Raw genomic sequence first — 16264 nt, forward strand, 5'->3', positions numbered from 1 at the left:
GTCAGATAGAACCGTCCCCATTGACTCACTCATAGTTTAGAACAGATCCAGCATGCTGTCTAAGTATATCTCTTCCCGGACGTTAAGCTGGTACTCCGGTTTGGTCATGTAGTAAAGCAGAAACTCAAGAATGATGGCGCTTCCAAGACTTCGTCCTTCAATCTTAAAATTAAAAAATCCCATAGGAGCGTACACCTTCGTGATGTCGTCAATGCTGATAAAACCAGGATTCTTCATGGCATCGGAAAAGAGATAACCGCGCTTTGCAGTAGGTGATACGCACTCGTGATCTTCGCAGGGCTCCCCCAGAGCCTTGCGGCTTACGTTCTCATAACAGTTCTTACGATCATAACACCCTTCCCAGCAGCACTCGTTGCACAGGAATTCCACCTTTTGTTTTTGCAAAAGAGATAGCTCTTTTAACCGTTCAAAGGACTTATTGAGCCTAAAGTCCGGAACCACGTAGGCAAAGTCCTCGCGGTCAAGCTCCCTGACAAAATCGTCAAAGTCAGTCAGGACCTTAGTGGTACTGGAAACAAAGTAGTAGCCTGGGTAGTTCTCTTTGAGATAATTAAGAAGCAGGTCTGAATGGACAATAACGCCGTTGTGGACATTGCCGTTTTCAAACAACCTGCACAGGTCATTACATTTCTTGTCAGACAGATGCTCTTCTCTTATCAGAGAATTACTGAAGGTCAGCCGGGCAGAGATGCCATATTCCTTCAAAAGAGCTGCCACCTCAGAAGGATCCGCATCTCCAAAGCCAACTCGGCCGCCGCCCCAGATTGCATCCTTTGGGGCACCATAAATTGAGCCTATCTCGCACCAGTCATAGAAGTACTCTCTGTGCTTCCTGAAAAGTGGGAGAAAGGCGCAATATAAGTCATAAAATTCAAACAGTCCCGGTAGATGGTAATATAACTTCATTTTCCACAAACTCTTTTATCAGATGGTTGACCTTCTCTGGGTCGTCGGTGTTGGAATTGTGGCCGGCTCCCTCAATCCAATGGATCGGAATCTGGGTCTCCTTGTGCCAGGCCTTGTCGTACCTGATGCATGAGCCCGCCTTATCCTTGGTTCCGCACAGAAGTATGGCTGGGCACTTGATCTCATAGGGGAGATTCTCTTCCACAGCTGCTGCCAGGATCCTGTAGCCATGGCCAACAAGCTTAACATATCGCTCTTTGTCGCCGTCGTATGTCATTATTATATCATGCATAATTTTCCTGCCATACTCTGACATTGCAATATTTTCTGCCCCCTGTTTAACGAGAAGTTTCCAGGGGTAATATCTAAATACCGGCTCGCAGACCTTCATAAGCCAGATCTCTGCGCCGGTCATGTATTTCTTTTGAAGTGGTGCTGAATCAACGGACACAAAGCCCCTAAGTTTATCAGGGAAAAGTTCTGAGTACATCTGCCCAACGTAGCCGCCCATGGACTGTCCAACGATCACAGGGTTGTCAAAGCCGTTCTCCTTAAGGATTTCATCAAGCCAGATAGCCTTGTCCTTAAGGGAAAAAGATAATTCAAAGGGATAGGATGATGCGTGTCCCGGAGCATCCCAAACAAATAGTGGATATCTCCCCTCAAAGTACTCTATCTGCTTCTCGTACAGGGTATGGTCCGCAGTAAGTCCTGGGAGCAGGATCAGCTGAATGCTTTTATTCTCCGCCTCAGTATTTATCCAGTAATGGATCTTGCCGCATTTGGTTTCGTAGTATTTATCGATCATCCTGTAAGTTTCCTCCATTTTGGACCATGGGGACGGGGTTAGTGGCTCATAAAATGAACCACTAACCCCGTCCCCATGGTCCTTTTCTTCATTTTACCAAAAGCAGATGATTCTTTTCAAGGTCGTAATACAGGCTACAAGGCTTATTTTCAAGGTCGAACACGTGCACAATCCCAGAACACCTGGCATCCTCTGCAAAGTCCGAGGCGATATCCTGGTAGTCACACAGTTTATCTGGTAAAAAAGCTTTCGTCTTATCCCCAGTAAATATGGCTGAATAAAGGATATTAGCCTCCACCAGATCCTGGAAAATGTGGCTTCCATAGGAAAGCTCCGGATTGTAGCCAGCTTCCGTTTCCTCCACTTCGCAGACGGCTTCAAATTCACTGATATCTGCAAATGTAGTAGGAACACCAAGTTCAGGGGATGAGGTACCGACTCTTCCAGGAACAATAAGCATCATATGTCTGCCCTTATCCCTAAAGGCCCAGTTCACCTTGCCGATGACGCTGGCAATAAGAGACTTATCAGCATATGGCATGTTGTAATAGGCCTTAGGATCCACATATACGATAAGATCGATAGGTACGCTCCTGGATAGGCCCATGGAGGAATCCACAGTCTCTAAAAGAACCTGCTCCTTATCAGGATTATCCGGCACTTCCACATTTCCCGTATCCTTGAAGACCTGGAGGGGCCTGCACTGCAAAAGGTTAATGGAATACTCGCCGTTTTGAGAAAGGTTAATGGTAAACTCTATGTCCACAGGATGCTCATACTCCTTCTGAATGCAGAGCATGATCTTTTGCATCTTTTCCATGATCTCTTTTTTCTTAACAAGGCCCCTACAGGAAATGAACCTGACGTCCCGATAGATTCCACGCTCCTTAAGGGAATCCTCCACCTCGTAGTCGTGCTCAAGTAGAGTATTTATGAGATACATTGGAAGCTTAGATTCTATTTCTTTTAACTCAAGGCGCTTTAGCGCATGATCTGTAACGTCCACAGCCTCTACGGCACGCTGGGAAAACTGGTGCTTGTCAGCAATGGTAGTAAGGGCAGTGGCTTCTGGCATATCAAGGCTTACTAGTCTTGGGTATGAGCCCATGGTCCTGTCAACAGCTGAGGTTCCAAGGCCCATAACAAGGCGCAGCATACCAGCCGCCAGGTCAGTACCAGCCAGGAACTTATACGGGCTGTAGGAATAGCCAACTCCAGCGGCACAGGGCATGTAGTACTGGCCATAGTAGGAGCCTGACACCCTCTGAACCAGCAGCGACATCTGCTCATCTCTTTTATCAAGGCCGCGGCGCTTTCGGTAATCAAGGGCCGACAAGCTCATGGTGCTGGCGTATACGGTCCTTATGGCGTTTTCAAATTCTTGGAGGCGCTCCTCCAGTGTTCCTCTGTTGGCACAAAAAACTGACTCATACTTGCCAGCAAAGGCGTTGCCAAAGCCATCCTCCAGAATACTACTGCTGCGGACGATGAAAGGGTCCTGACCGTAGTACTCAAGGATGTGGCGAAGCTGAGTCTTGAAATCCTCAGCAAAAACGCCGCTTCGAAGCTTATTTGCAAATTCGTCGGCCAGAGAGAAGTACTCCTCCTCAGTCCTCTGGCGGACTCTAAGATTCCAGAACTCGTTGTCTACGATGTAGGTGTAGTAGATATCCGAGCCGATGAAGAAGGAATCGTGGGGCTCAAGAACCGCATTCTCTTCCGGTGACATGTTCCTTATAATGGCCCTGGCAAGCAGCATTCCGCAGGCTTTACCTCCCACCAGGCCGGTGCCTATCATGTGGCTTCGGACATTGAAATAATCCTCTGGTTTAAAGTGCTTTTTGACCATGAGACGCATCTTTTCATCTCTGGTCATCATGATGTTGCACATGGTGTTGCAGGCATCCTCCATGTCCATGTGGCTGTCGTACTGGAACTTGGCGGCGTTAAAGAACTTGTCCCAGAAGTCCACGTACTGGTCCTCTCCAGGCCTTTGGAAGTTATCAAGGAGCTGATAGAAGCGGCTACTCTGGACGCCATCAAGGATTGGGGCAAAAGAGCCATCTTCTTTCCGATAGATATGCGGAAGGAACATGGTGTCAGAATCTCGGTTCCAGACCTTCTCTGGCCTTACGTAGACGTTCCTTTCGTCGGAGTAGACGTCAAGGAAGAGCTGCGTGGTATTGAGGATTTTGTTGATAGAATGGAAGGAATGCTTTCCCCTTATTATTGGGAAGAAAGCCACTGTATCAAGAATAAAAAGAAATGGGCAGGTAACTCTGAAGAAATTACCCATCATAAGGTCTGTGGCCCAGGCAATCTGAAGCTCTGACAGGCAGTCAAAAACGTAGAAGGCATCCTTACCCTCTTTTTCAATGACGTTATGGATCTCCACTGTGAAGGTCTCAAACCTGTGGGATAGCGCTATCTTGACGGTCTTAACCTCAGGGCAGTCCTGCACCAGAGGCTCGTGGCTTGCAAAGCGGAAGTATATGATATTTCTTTTATCCCTCTTAGCCTGCTCCACATAAGGATCCACAAAGAGTTTAAACTGCGAAAGATCTGATACCCTGAAAACAACATTGTCGCCAAGTCTTATATAGTCAAGTGCCTGGTCCATCTGGGGTATTCCGGATAACACTTTGTCAAAAGCTGCCATAGTCGTCCCTCCTGCCATTTCCCTACATTCATACTAAAAGAAAAAAGCAAAGTACGCCACGTGTGTAAGCGCCTTTGCTTTGTGTATTAATCATAGCATATCCGGGAGGAAAATTGAACCTCAGCCCCTGGCCCTTTCAAGGAGTTTTCTGATTTCCAAGTCTTTACACTGCTTCTCGAAGTATGATCGGAGCTTGGTCTGCTCTGAGCGTTCCATGTAGCTATATTGGTCTGTAATATCTTTCTTCATGGAGTACTCAAAACCTTTAAGCCAGTTGATCTTTTTCTTGGCGTTAACATGACTGTTGATGTCAGGGAGTTCGTCCATATCTATGGCACTTTGAATGTAACTCTTCAACCTATTGTAAGAACCAGTTGAGCCAGGACATGTGATGTTCTTATCATCGAGGTATGAACACAGCGCAAACATCTCTATCTGCGTGGCATCAGATGGGTCCACGTCCTTAACCGCAACATCATAAGAGCCGTAATCTCCCAGCGACACAGTGATGACGGGATACTGGTCTGTAGAATGCTCAGAATATCTTGCGATCATGTTCTGGGTTACACCCTTTCCGATTACCAATCCGCTCATGCCAAGGATACTGCCCTGTCCGGTGGACTCCGCAACTGACATGGTCTTGGTCAGTTCAATGTTAAAAGAGCTACCAAGGAAGCCATCAGTTACCACCTTCGTTGCAGCAGTATTGTACCAACTTCGATCAGATTTCTTTTCATAGGAATCCACTGCAAATATGCTCATATCAGGTACTCTCCTCAAAACAATCCAAAAAGAAACGTGCCTTTTCGAGGATTGTCCATCCCTAGAAAAGACACGCATTTCCGTTGCTATCTTATTTATCGGCAATTATCTTTAATATTTTAGTTTAAAGTGCCTCTTTTAACACTTCTTTCAGAGTCTTGGCAGAAGCCTGAAGTGCCTCTTTTTCCTGATTACTGAGCCTTATGGGCACTGCACCCTCCACGCCATCTCGCCCAACTATAGCTGGCATACTAAGGGCTATGTCGTCAATTCGTGCACCATCCCACAAATACTTGTCTATTGGGAAATTTACTCAATTACTTCGCCGTTACGTGAAATCGTCACAACCTGCCAAGGAATGAACTTGCCACTGTTCTTGATTGCATTCTCTGCGGCTCTCTGTAATCCTCCGCAGCAAGGAACCTCCATACGTACGATTGTTACACTGGCAATGTCGTTGTGCGCGATAATCTCTGTGAGCTTCTCTGTGTAGTCACCCTCATCAAGCTTAGGACAGCCAATCATGGTAACCTTGCCTTTCATGAATTCCTCATGCATGTTGGCATAGGCGTATGCTGTGCAGTCCGCTGCGATAAGAAGCTTAGCGCCATTGTAAAAGTCTGCCTGTGTAGGAAGGAGCTTAATCTGGCATGGCCACTGCATCAGTCTTGATACATGGGTACTCATCCTGGAAATCATGTCCTGTCCTGGAGCAGCCAGCTCATCAGCGCTGGTCTTGAGCTGCATGAATCTTGATCCTGGGCATCCCTGTCCATGAGGATGGCCACTCTCACAGTCTTTTTGCATCTTCTCCTCATACATCTTTTTGGCCTGGCTTGCCTTAACTGCTGCCTCATCATAGGCTGGCGCCTCCCTTTCTTCAAAAGAGATAGCCCCCATAGGGCAACCTGGAAGACAATCTCCAAAACCATCGCAGAAATTCTCTCTAACAAGCTTAGCCTTTCCATTTACGATATCAATGGCTCCCTCGTGGCAAGCATTTGCGCATATTCCACAGCCATTACACTTTTCTTCATCAATCTTGATAATCTTTCTAACCATCATAAAACCTCGCTATTTCACTGTTTGTTCTTGTTTCGATGGTGTAAGTATAATATACTTTAATTACGAAATATGTTGTTTGAACCACATTTTTTGTTTTTGGGCAATTCTTTGAAACTTGCTAATTTTACCCATAACATGTTGGATGCTTTTGGGTAAATCTGAAATATATGTTCTTTTTACCCATGACTCCCTGGTTTTCCTCGGGTAAATTTGCTAAATTCACTCTTTTTGCCCATGACTCCTTTGTTGTACCTGGGTAAAATTACTATAAAAGTTCAAAATGCCCAAATATCAGTTATTGCAGACGAACAACAAGAGATTGTTATTTTACAGGCCAACAGTTCAATACCTAGTTCATGGATTACTCGTATAAATCAATAGTATATGGAGGACTTATGAATCTTGAAACAATCATGGCCAGCCGCCTTTTTAAAGGCATGTCAGAAAAAGAGCTATCTCAATGCCTGGAAGAACTAGACGCCCAGGAAAAGAACTATAAAAAAGACTCTCTGATTCTCCACGCCGGTGACAAAACCGAAAGAATCGGCATGCTCCTGTCAGGAAGCGTTACCATCGAAAGTAACGATGTCTGGGGCAATTGCACCGTGCTTAGCCACGTAGGAAAAGGCCAGTACTTTGCAGAGACCTATGCCCTTCTTGGAGAAGTGATGCTTGTGGATGTCAGAGCCAACGAGGATTGTCAGATTCTCTTTTGCACCATAAAGAACCTTCTTGATGACAGCAAAAAGAGCTCTTCCTGGAAGGAAAAGCTCCTAAAAAACATTCTTATTATTTCATCCCAAAAGAACCTGGCCCTCTCCGGAAGGAGCTTTTACACCTCTCCCAAAAGTTGCCGTGGCCGCCTCTTGTCATACCTTAATGCCTTCGCCCTTCAAACCGGTAAGCGGGAATTCGACATTCCATTTAATCGTCAGCAGCTGGCTGATTACTTGAATCTGGAACGCACCAACATGTCAAAAGAACTATCTCACATGAAAGACGAGGGATTGATTGAATATCGGAAGAGCCACTTTAAACTACTTTAACCTGCTCATCAATCTCATCCCAGCTCATACAGCGCATGTAGTTGTCCCCTGGAAGCTCGCACTCCTGGTTCCAAGGTCTGTCCACCACATACACCTTAAGATCAGGCATGTGATCAAAGAACTTGAAAGCCATAGGTGAATCTTCAACAGCAATGTCGAAGGTCATCTTGTAGTAATCCTCAAGCTCGAGATTGAACTCACTGTTCTTGATGAATGAGTCCCTGCCATATTTGTTTAGGCAAAAGAGCTTAGCTCTTTTCAGATCATGCTCGTCGAGCCACTGTCTTGATGGCTCATAGGCACTGAATGGACGGCCTGTGATTACAGACACTTCATGACCTTCATCGATCCACTTGTTGAGAGTTGCAACAGCGCCTGGTGTCTCATCGTAGGACAGAAGCACCTCTGGGCGATGTCCCTCAAGCATAAGCTTCTCATACTCATCATCAGTAAGGTCAAAGGACTGTTGCAAGTTGAAAAAGCGCACCTTCTTGTAAGGCACATCCTTTCCAAAAAAGTCCTTAGCTATTACTGTAAATGCCTTGGCTGTCTCACACAGGCAATCATCAAAATCTACGTAAATTCTCATTTTTACCTCTTCCTTTTAAATATCGATACTCCGCCATCATTTCAACTCAAAAAATAATCCACTAACTCCGTCCCCGTGGCTCACACCGGTTCACCAATGGACTCATCGCCAGTGACTGTTTCGCCAAGCTTGTTGGCCCATCTCTCTGGATATGCAGAGAAGTAGGATATGTTCTCTTTAGCTCTTTTATCTACAAAGCACGGTAGGAAGCTCCAGGCAATGGACGGAACGCCAACTGCCAGTAGGTACAGCGGTCCAAATATCAGGGACTGTATGGTGTGGCCGTACTCATGAACTAAGAGCATTCTGGCAAAAGAGCTGTCGTCGTACTGTTCTCGGTACGATGGATAGTAGCAGAATGGGTCATCGGAGATGAAGGTAAACAGGCCTAAAGACAGGCTTGATTTACTGATCCAGACCGTTACTACTGAACCGTGGTACAAGTAGTGGCTGCGCCTTATATTCAGCATAAACACTATGAAACCAATTAACGTCTGTGGGAATCCCCATGTTAACTGCAACAATATATAAAGAACTAGCATATCCCCCTGTGACTCCTTATGCTCTGCCGCCAGGAAGTGTGAGCTCCCCTGCGATGTTAAGTGAATAGTAGTCACGGATCTCGGAAATATCGCTGGTCATGCCAAGAATCCACATGAGCTTGGTGAGAGCTGCTTCGCTGGTCATGTCGTGGGCTTCAAGCGCACCGATTTCAAGGGTACGTCTTCCGGTTTCGTAGACGTCCATCTTGGAGCCTTCGTATCTGCACTGGGTGCCCACAACCACGGTCATGCCGCCCTTGATGAGCTTATCCAGGGTACTGATGAAGTCGTGCTTAAGAAATGGCATTCCGCCAATTCCGTAGGCTTCGATGTAGAGGCCCTTGTAGCCCTGATCAGCCAGGGATTCAAGAAAGCTTCTGTGAATACCTGGAAACATCTTGATCATGCAGACCTTGTCAGAGAAGCTGTTGGAAAGCTTGAAGATTCCTGTTCTCTCTGGAACTGCTGCCTGGTCAATCTTCATACCAAGGGAGCTGATGGTTGCTATGTTAGGATAGTTAATACTCTCAAAAGCATCAAAGCTAAGCGACCTAACCTTGGAAGCCCTGCATCCCAGCATTACCTTTCGGTTAAAGGCCACGAATACGCCTGGAATCTGACTTGCTGCCATGTGAATAGCGCATCTGCAATTTTCCATAGCATCCGCCACAGGATTAGTAATCGACAGCTGTGAACCTGTGATAACAACTGGAATTCCAATGTTCCTAAGCATAAAAGAAAGCATGGATGAAGTGTAGGCCAGTGTATCCGTTCCGTGAATAACCACGATTCCATCATAACTATTCCTGCACTCGCTGATACGCTCCGCCAGCTTGCACCAGTCCTCCGGGAAAATGTTGGCACTATCAAGAGAGCAAAAATCCTCTATCTCAATGTCAGTATCTCCAGAAACCATCTTCAGCTCTTTTTGCATATCGTAGATGGAAAGCCCCGGAATCAGGCCATTTCCCTTCATAACAGCCGACAAAGTTCCGCCTGTATTTATAATCAAAATCTTCTTACTCAAAACTATTCTCCTTTATGGATTAGCTAGACCCTTCATAAAAGTCCACCTACTACTATAAAGGTTTTCACCCAATAAAAAAAGCCCCGGGCTCATTTAATAACCATAAGCGAAAGGCAAAAAAAGGAGTCAGTGAGAACCGTCCCCACTGACTCGGGGTCACCTCACCGTCCCCACTGACTCCATAGTTTTATTCTACATTCTTGAGGGCCACATCCATCGGAATTCGCTTGATGCGGAGGTAATCCACTACCGATACAAGCACATAGCCGATCAAAAGGTAAACCACCGAAAGTACCATGGACACTGGCTTAAGGTAAAATGCAAAGTACCCATCCATCTGCATCATGAACGTCTTAAACACCCAGGTCATCAGGTAGTATCCAATCCCAAAGCCCACCACAGCGCAGAGCGTAACCACAATGGCTGTTGGCAGCATGTAGAGAGATGCGATCTCATTGTTGCTAAAGCCCAGGATCTTCACCATGGAGATGGCTCCCTCATTGCGTTCGATGATGATCTTGGCCAAAAGATATATGAGGGCCGCCGCCAGCACAATAAGAGCGTACTTAAACACATCTATTACCCCGCCCAGGGAGTGCTTAAGCTGAACTGTGACCTTCAGAATATCCTCCTTGGTGATCACCGTGGCGATGTACTGATCGTCGATATCAGTGATCTCATCACGAGCAAAGAATCCAGAGAATTCCTCCTCATCCTTATCGAAGACTTCATTGAAGCTGTCCACATTCATGAACAGAGCGATTCCGCCCTCGTAATCAATCTCTCCCACAACCTTAAAGTCGTAGGACTTGTTCTCGTATTCCTCATGGAGAGTTATGGTATCTCCCGCAGAAATCCCGAACTTGCTGGCAAAGGCGCTGGAAACATAGCCTTCACCTGGATTTGTCTTAGTTAAAAGAGCTACATACTCACTGTCATCAGCGACGCCGTAGACAGAAACACTTTCATCTCCGCCGCTTCCCATTCCTGTACGGAAGGAGCTCTTTTTCTTTTCATAGAGAAGGTTAGTAATACTGAACCTCTCTGCAGTCTCCTGACTTGTCTCAATAACATTGCCGTCATCATCCTGATAATCCATGAGCATGTACTGATACTCAGCAAACATCATATCTGCTGCCCTATCGCTGTAGTTGTTCAGGGAATCTGGAAGTCCAAAGGCAAAGCACATCATGAGCTCGATGAATATTACACCGAATATCAAAACCAGGTAATTTGGCATGTTCTGGAACAGGATTCTTAATCTGAACCTTCTCATAAAGGACCACCTTGGAAGCCTTCTTGCCTTGGTCCTTCTGGACTTAACAAGATCGTGCCTTAAGAACCTTAGTGGACTTAACTGTAGCTTTTTTACGATTACAAAGAGATTGATGCAGAACATCAAAATCAGCGGAATAATCGTAGTCTTGATAAGCGCCGTGTTACTCCACACCAGATGGCAGGTTGGAAGGCTGTAGCTTTCGTAGTACAGGTTAACTGCCACATTCTTAAAGGCGGTGTAGCCCAGCACATTACCTATGACAGCGCCGATGATAGTCACAATAAGCGGCATAGACATGTAGTGGACAATGAGTTCTCTTTTGCTATAGCCGGAGGCACGAAGGGTTCCGATTACAGAAGCCTCCTTGTCTATGGTATTGCTGATGGTGATGGCAAAGATAAATGCGATAACACCGATCAGGATGTAGCAAAGGATACTGGTGGCTGAGGAATCTCCCTCGATGTCGGAAGGGGCAAAGTTGCTGGCCTGGCGCAGGTACTCAGGAAGGTAATCCTCAATTTCATTGTCATTTACAACAGTCTGGGTGATGAGAGCCTTTAAGAAATTCTCGGCATGATCCGCCTGGGCTATCTTATCCTGAGGCTTTTCGTCATAGAGATATGCGTAACTGTAGTGAATTCTTGTTTTTAACCTGTTGAAGCCTTCAGGAGTCACCATGGCAACGTCAAAGCCAAAGGCGTCAAACATCAGGTCCGTGTTGGATTCATGGAGAGTCAGGTAATTCACATAGGACAAAAGACCTACCACCTTAAACTCCTTACCGTCAACTGTTATGGTGTCACCGATGCTGATTCCCACGTTGTCTGCATGCATTCTGTCGATAGCGATCTCATCCTCAGTTTCTGGAGCTCTTCCTTCGTTAAAAGAGGCCTTGTCTATCTCAGCATCGCTCTTAAATACGCGGACGTTGGCATCTACTTCTCCGTCGTCGTCCTTGTCTTCGTCAGCTTCTCTGTAGAAGTTCTCATAGATTGTGACCTTTACCGCTTCGAAATCCGGATCATTAAGGTTATATCTATCTGCGATATCGTCCCACTCTTCGTCCACCTTCTTCTCTACTTCTTCGTGGGCTTCATCGTAGGCCTCATCCACTGCTTTCTTGTAGTCTTCTGACTCCTTGGCTTCTTCCTTAGCTTCGTCAAAAGAGCTAGCCATCACTTGGTCGATCTGTTCTTGAATCTTCTTTTCGTCAGTGATGCCATATAATGCACACTGAGCACGGACGTTTTCTTCAATGGCAGCAGTTACCTGCTTGTCCAGTTCTTCTTCGATAGCCTTGGCAACTTCCTTGTCAGCTTCCTTCATACCTTTGTCTATGAAGTACTGTCTCACATCTGCCTTATCGCCGGTGCTTATGGCATCCAGGAGATCCTTGGATGCTTTCTTTTCCAGTTCAAAGGAGCCGTCCTCTAGGATCAGATCTCTTTTGCCAGCATCAACAGAGTAGAGCATGCTGTCGTGACCTACATACATTCCTGAGATTACGCCGATCATGACCACCATGAAGACGATGATTACAAGGTATTTGTGCCATTCGTTTTTTAGTTCCTTGGGAATTCGCTTGATAAGAGGGTTTCTCATAGTTCTTTTACCTCCTCTTACCACTCAAGGTCTGCTGCTGGGATCTTGGTCTCGTTAATGTCATTGTGGCGCACAACGCCGTCACGGAGCTTGATCACGTGGCCTGCCATGTACTTGATGGCTTCGTTATGGGTAACCATGATGATGGTGCTGCCGTATTTCTTGTTGCAGTCCTCGATAAGTGCCAGGATCTCTTTTGACGTCTTGTAATCCAGAGCGCCTGTGGGCTCGTCGCACATAAGGATGTCAGGGTTCTTGACTACTGCCCTTCCAATGGATACTCTCTGCTGTTGTCCGCCTGATAATTGATTGGGGTATTTGTACTTGTGGTCTTGAAGACCGAGGGTTGTTATGACTTCTTCGACGTCTAAGGGGTTATCGGAAAGGTAGGCTCCCACCTCGATATTCTCCTTGACATTAAGATTTGGGATTAGGTTGTACATCTGGAATACGTAGCCTAGGTGCTTACGTCTGTACATTGTGAGCTGAGTTTCGTTCATCTCTTCCAGCTTGTCGCCGTTGATACTTACAAAGCCTTCATCTGGTGTATCTATGCCACCTATGATGTTGAGCAGTGTTGACTTGCCGGAACCTGATGGACCCAGGAGTACGCAGAACTCGCCTTTTCCTACGGTGAAGTTCATGCCGCGCAGGACTTCCTGTCTGGCCTCTCCTGCTCCAAAGCTCTTTTTTAGATCTTTGATTTCAAGAAATTCTTTCATATAGCCTCCTCATTAGTTAGGTATTGCTAACCATATCATTATAGTTAGCTTTGTCTAACTTGTCAAAGATGAAACAAGTCAATGGGGACGGTTCTATTTGACTCCTTTGTTAAGCTGTAAGAACCGGAGTCTCATTCTGGGCAAACTAATTGCCACGAGCTCACCGTTATGCTTCGGTGGTTTTCTTTAGGCAGTAATCCAGTTCAGGGTCTTTACCTATATTCTCAGGGCTCCATGGAATATATTTATCCACAGGAACCCCCTTTTGAGATAGCTCTTTTCCACAATCAATTCGTGTATCTCTTGAAGTTGGGTAGAGCAAAGTAAAATCATCGAAGTGCACCATAGTGCAGTTTGAATAATCGGTGATGCCCATGGATGGCCTGCCAACTAAGGTTACTTTGGGTGAATAGGACATCACTTCAGCAAAGGCATCTCCGGAAGAAGCGCATTTTTCGTCGGTGATAACAAACACCTTCTCCGGGAGGGCTCTGCCCTTAATTCCCACGGCGAATTCTTCTGTGCTCTCAATGAAGCCTTTTCCCATGTTCTCCTTGTTATCAGCGATCATCCTTTCCAGCATTGGAGCCATATCCTCTGGAACGTTGTCGCCAAAGAAGTTCTTCAAAAGCTCAATTCTATCTGTGCAATTCCTGGTGGAATAGTTGATCTCAATAGGATATTCCATCTTGTAGTAGTCTGTGACGAGCTTGCCTTCTGGGAAGCAGTACTCCAAAAGTGGCTCAAAGCCTGAATCAGCGCCGCCTCCATTTCCGCGGACATCCAGGATAAGCTTCTTGCATTTGTCCAGAGCATCCTTACAATCTGCATAGACCTGTCCGATTGCGTTTAAGTCAACAAAGTCCGCAAGCCTGATGTACAGGGTGTTATCATCATATTCTTTAAAGAAGTAACGTTCCTCTTCTTCGCCTTTTGAACCATGGATAATGGCGATATCTTCCTTAGTGCCGTCCTTATGCAGCACAGAAAGTGTGTTGTAGAACTTTAGTACAGCTGGCCAGGTTTTGCCCTGGCGTTCCTCGCTTTCTCCCATGAAGAACCTGCTTTCTTTTGTGGCAATTTCCGGGATTGGCTGGCCGTCTATATGGGTGATTCTGTCGCCTGCTGAGAGCTTAGTGTCAGGTTTTGCCTCTATAACGTAGAGCTCATCCCCCTTTCTCATTACGGAGAACCCAATTGAACCAAGGTTTCCATCAGAGAAGTTTAGATGGCCTTCCACCTTGAAGGTTGCCAGATATTCCTGCACCAAATGCATAAACTCCATGCGGTCCATGTCATCTGTAATCTTGCTCTGATACTCCTCATAAGGTCCTGCCCCGAAGTCCTTGCAGGTGGCTGAATCCTCTTTCATGATCTTAATTATGTCGTCGAAAATCTGTGTGTATGTCATATTTGTCCCCTGTTGATGTTATTTTTGGAGTCAATTAGAACCGTCCCCTGTGACTTTTTTGCGATCATAGATAATAAAGGCTACTCCTACAGCAGCAGCACCAAAAGCTGCGAGTATATCCCAGATATCAACAACTGGCTCACCGATCATCAGCCACAAGCTGGCATTTATGATAAGCATAAATGGAAGCGCTACTATGAACGTGATTCCTGTGGCCAGGAACTTCCTGTCCATGAATCTGGTAAATACCGCATATACCACCCAGATAAATGCCAGTGAAATAGCTGCCATAACAGCTCCTATAAGAAATAGCTCTTTTACCCCAATAAGGACTCTTAGGATAAAAAGATATGGCAAAATCAAGGCAGTCAGCATAATAAGTGAAGTCTTTATGCCTTTCTTGCCAAGAAGAATCATCGGAATGGTAACGGCCCATCCGAAAAGGCAGGACGCAAGCACTATCAGTGACCATGTAAAGCTTCCAGAAATAGCAAAATTGCTTATAGCACACACCAGAACTGCAATTCCAATTGATGCTGAAAAAGCAATCGCCAAAAGCTTACTAATACTAAAGCTATTCTCGTTCTGTTTTTTGAGTTCAATAAGGTTCTCACTGACCTTTTCTTCGTAATTATTCATATTAATCCTCTCCCCGCTTAATAGCTCGTTGACCGTCACGCCAAGAATGCTGCATAGTTCCAGCATGATTGACGAATCCGGCATACATTTCCCGGTCTCCCATTTAGAGACTGCTCTGTCTGTGATGTTCAGCTTCTCTGCAAGCTGTGCCTGAGTGAGTCCTTTCTCTTTTCTGCAGCTCGCTATGAACTTCCCTGTGTAAATTTGATTCATTTAGTTTTTTCCTCCTTCGAGCTAAACATTACAAAATTTTGGTTCCAATGAACACGAACTATTGGTTGATTTACCAGACTCAACCGTTGGTTGGGAGAGGTGGAGTTGCTGATAAATACTGGGTTTGAGTTAATTATAGTTCTTTTACCATGCGGATGTCGTCGGCATAAGTTCCGTCCTTATACTTGTTGGCATTAGGTATTCTGCCGCACTCTGTAAAGCCAAGGCTCTCGTAGAGATGATATGCTCTGTCGTTTCCGCCCACAACTGTAAGCTCAATCTGTTCATAGCCGCATTTCTTTGCTCCATCCAGAAGTTCTGTAAGCATGAGGCGGCCAAGGCCGAGGCCTGTATATCTTTGGAAAAGAGCTATGCCAAGATCTGCGCGGTGTCTGGCTCTGTTACGGTCCCCTACTGGCTCAAAGGAGCAATTACCGGCGTATTCGCCATCAACAAATGCAAGAATCAGCATGGAATCCTCGGCATCATTCTTGCCATCAATGAATCCCACCTCTGACTCAGCTGTATACTTGATTTCCTCAGGGTCACACAGAAGAAATCTTGTTTCGCCGCAGACTGTCTTAAGGTAGTCCACCAGAGTCTGCGCATCCTCGTGCTTTGCTGGGCGAAGTATTACTTCTCTTCCGCTAAGTTCAAATTTCTTTTCCTCGAATTTCATAATGTTCTCCTCCTTAAGTCAATTAGAACCGTCCCCAGTGACTCCCCATAGACTTACATATCCCCTATGATACTATGTCCAAAGGCAGAAAAAAAGAGACTTTTTGATGTAGTCTCTTCAAAAAGTCTACTTTTGATGCTAACAGTATTAATATTCGGATATAACGAGCCATGCAGGATGATTTCCGATTGGGCCGATGGGAGCTTGCTCACAAATCGGCACATATCGGAATCAGCCTATAAGGCGACAAGACGGATGAAATAGAATGCGTCAGCATTCTATGAATTCGCCTTG

The 16264-nt window shown here is 45.7% G+C and carries 15 protein-coding genes; 1 reads left to right on the forward strand and 14 read right to left on the reverse strand.

The annotated features are described in order from the left end of the window. Nucleotides 1-36: 36 nt before the first annotated feature. From T541_RS0107530 to T541_RS0107555, 6 genes are all read right to left on the reverse strand, one after another. Nucleotides 37-927 carry a hypothetical protein gene (locus T541_RS0107530; protein WP_026652124.1) on the reverse strand — a complete coding sequence of 297 codons (891 nt, stop codon included), beginning with the start codon at nt 925-927 and terminating at the stop codon, nt 37-39. Next, entirely contained in the window at nt 893-1735 is an 843-nt protein-coding gene (locus T541_RS0107535) for an alpha/beta fold hydrolase (protein ID WP_026652125.1), read from the reverse strand. The genes T541_RS0107530 and T541_RS0107535 overlap by 35 nt, the downstream gene beginning before the upstream one ends. A gap of 88 nt (nt 1736-1823) precedes the next feature. Continuing rightward, nucleotides 1824-4394: a PEP/pyruvate-binding domain-containing protein gene (locus T541_RS0107540; protein WP_026652126.1), complete on the reverse strand. Its 2571-nt coding sequence runs from the start codon at nt 4392-4394 to the stop codon at nt 1824-1826. 120 nt (nt 4395-4514) lie between these two features. Further along, entirely contained in the window at nt 4515-5156 is a 642-nt protein-coding gene (locus tag T541_RS21845) for a hypothetical protein (RefSeq protein WP_026652127.1), read from the reverse strand. Between the two features lie 124 nt (nt 5157-5280). After that, nucleotides 5281-5445 carry a hypothetical protein gene (locus T541_RS21100; RefSeq protein WP_330375716.1) on the reverse strand — a complete coding sequence of 55 codons (165 nt, stop codon included), beginning with the start codon at nt 5443-5445 and terminating at the stop codon, nt 5281-5283. A gap of 20 nt (nt 5446-5465) precedes the next feature. Next, a complete protein-coding gene (locus T541_RS0107555) occupies nt 5466-6218 on the reverse strand; it encodes an ATP-binding protein (RefSeq protein ID WP_026652129.1) in 753 nt (250 codons plus the stop codon). A gap of 398 nt (nt 6219-6616) precedes the next feature. Here T541_RS0107555 and T541_RS0107560 point away from each other — a divergent pair, with 398 nt between their 5' ends. After that, a complete protein-coding gene (locus T541_RS0107560; protein ID WP_026652130.1) occupies nt 6617-7267 on the forward strand; it encodes a Crp/Fnr family transcriptional regulator in 651 nt (216 codons plus the stop codon). Here T541_RS0107560 and T541_RS0107565 read toward each other — a convergent pair. The 8 genes from T541_RS0107565 to T541_RS0107600 form a co-directional block, all read right to left on the reverse strand. After that, nucleotides 7254-7856: a 5' nucleotidase, NT5C type gene (locus tag T541_RS0107565; RefSeq protein ID WP_026652131.1), complete on the reverse strand. Its 603-nt coding sequence runs from the start codon at nt 7854-7856 to the stop codon at nt 7254-7256. The two genes, T541_RS0107560 and T541_RS0107565, sit on opposite strands and share 14 nt — an antisense overlap. 80 nt (nt 7857-7936) lie before the next feature. Continuing rightward, nucleotides 7937-8299: a hypothetical protein gene (locus T541_RS0107570; RefSeq protein ID WP_155839479.1), complete on the reverse strand. Its 363-nt coding sequence runs from the start codon at nt 8297-8299 to the stop codon at nt 7937-7939. Nucleotides 8300-8414: 115 nt separating this feature from the next. Further along, nucleotides 8415-9425, reverse strand: coding sequence for an asparaginase (locus tag T541_RS0107575; protein WP_026652133.1), 1011 nt, complete (start codon nt 9423-9425; stop codon nt 8415-8417). A gap of 187 nt (nt 9426-9612) precedes the next feature. After that, a complete protein-coding gene (locus tag T541_RS0107580) occupies nt 9613-12306 on the reverse strand; it encodes an ABC transporter permease (RefSeq protein ID WP_026652134.1) in 2694 nt (897 codons plus the stop codon). Nucleotides 12307-12323: 17 nt separating this feature from the next. Then, nucleotides 12324-13028 (reverse strand): ABC transporter ATP-binding protein, encoded by a 705-nt coding sequence (locus tag T541_RS0107585; RefSeq protein WP_026652136.1) that lies wholly within the window; start codon nt 13026-13028, stop codon nt 12324-12326. 166 nt (nt 13029-13194) lie between these two features. Further along, nucleotides 13195-14439, reverse strand: a complete 1245-nt coding sequence (locus T541_RS0107590; protein WP_026652137.1) for a S41 family peptidase — start codon at nt 14437-14439, stop codon at nt 13195-13197. Between the two features lie 30 nt (nt 14440-14469). Then, a complete protein-coding gene (locus T541_RS0107595; RefSeq protein WP_026652138.1) occupies nt 14470-15291 on the reverse strand; it encodes a helix-turn-helix domain-containing protein in 822 nt (273 codons plus the stop codon). A 133-nt stretch (nt 15292-15424) separates the two neighbouring features. After that, nucleotides 15425-15970, reverse strand: a complete 546-nt coding sequence (locus T541_RS0107600; protein ID WP_026652139.1) for a GNAT family N-acetyltransferase — start codon at nt 15968-15970, stop codon at nt 15425-15427. Between the last annotated feature and the right edge of the window lie 294 nt (nt 15971-16264).

Source organism: Butyrivibrio proteoclasticus P6B7 (assembly GCF_000622085.1).
In the GTDB taxonomy this organism is placed as follows: domain Bacteria; phylum Bacillota; class Clostridia; order Lachnospirales; family Lachnospiraceae; genus Butyrivibrio; species Butyrivibrio proteoclasticus_A.

Coding starts and splice junctions, on each gene's coding strand:
- T541_RS0107600 (WP_026652139.1), bottom strand. CDS start 15,970: ATGAAATTCGAGGAAAAGAAATTTGAACTTAGCGGAAGAGAAGTAATA.
- T541_RS0107595 (WP_026652138.1), bottom strand. CDS start 15,291: ATGAATCAAATTTACACAGGGAAGTTCATAGCGAGCTGCAGAAAAGAG.
- T541_RS0107565 (WP_026652131.1), bottom strand. CDS start 7,856: ATGAGAATTTACGTAGATTTTGATGATTGCCTGTGTGAGACAGCCAAG.
- T541_RS0107580 (WP_026652134.1), bottom strand. CDS start 12,306: ATGAGAAACCCTCTTATCAAGCGAATTCCCAAGGAACTAAAAAACGAA.
- T541_RS0107530 (WP_026652124.1), bottom strand. CDS start 927: ATGAAGTTATATTACCATCTACCGGGACTGTTTGAATTTTATGACTTA.
- T541_RS21845 (WP_026652127.1), bottom strand. CDS start 5,156: ATGAGCATATTTGCAGTGGATTCCTATGAAAAGAAATCTGATCGAAGT.
- T541_RS0107590 (WP_026652137.1), bottom strand. CDS start 14,439: ATGACATACACACAGATTTTCGACGACATAATTAAGATCATGAAAGAG.
- T541_RS0107535 (WP_026652125.1), bottom strand. CDS start 1,735: ATGATCGATAAATACTACGAAACCAAATGCGGCAAGATCCATTACTGG.
- T541_RS0107540 (WP_026652126.1), bottom strand. CDS start 4,394: ATGGCAGCTTTTGACAAAGTGTTATCCGGAATACCCCAGATGGACCAG.
- T541_RS0107585 (WP_026652136.1), bottom strand. CDS start 13,028: ATGAAAGAATTTCTTGAAATCAAAGATCTAAAAAAGAGCTTTGGAGCA.
- T541_RS0107560 (WP_026652130.1), top strand. CDS start 6,617: ATGAATCTTGAAACAATCATGGCCAGCCGCCTTTTTAAAGGCATGTCA.
- T541_RS0107555 (WP_026652129.1), bottom strand. CDS start 6,218: ATGGTTAGAAAGATTATCAAGATTGATGAAGAAAAGTGTAATGGCTGT.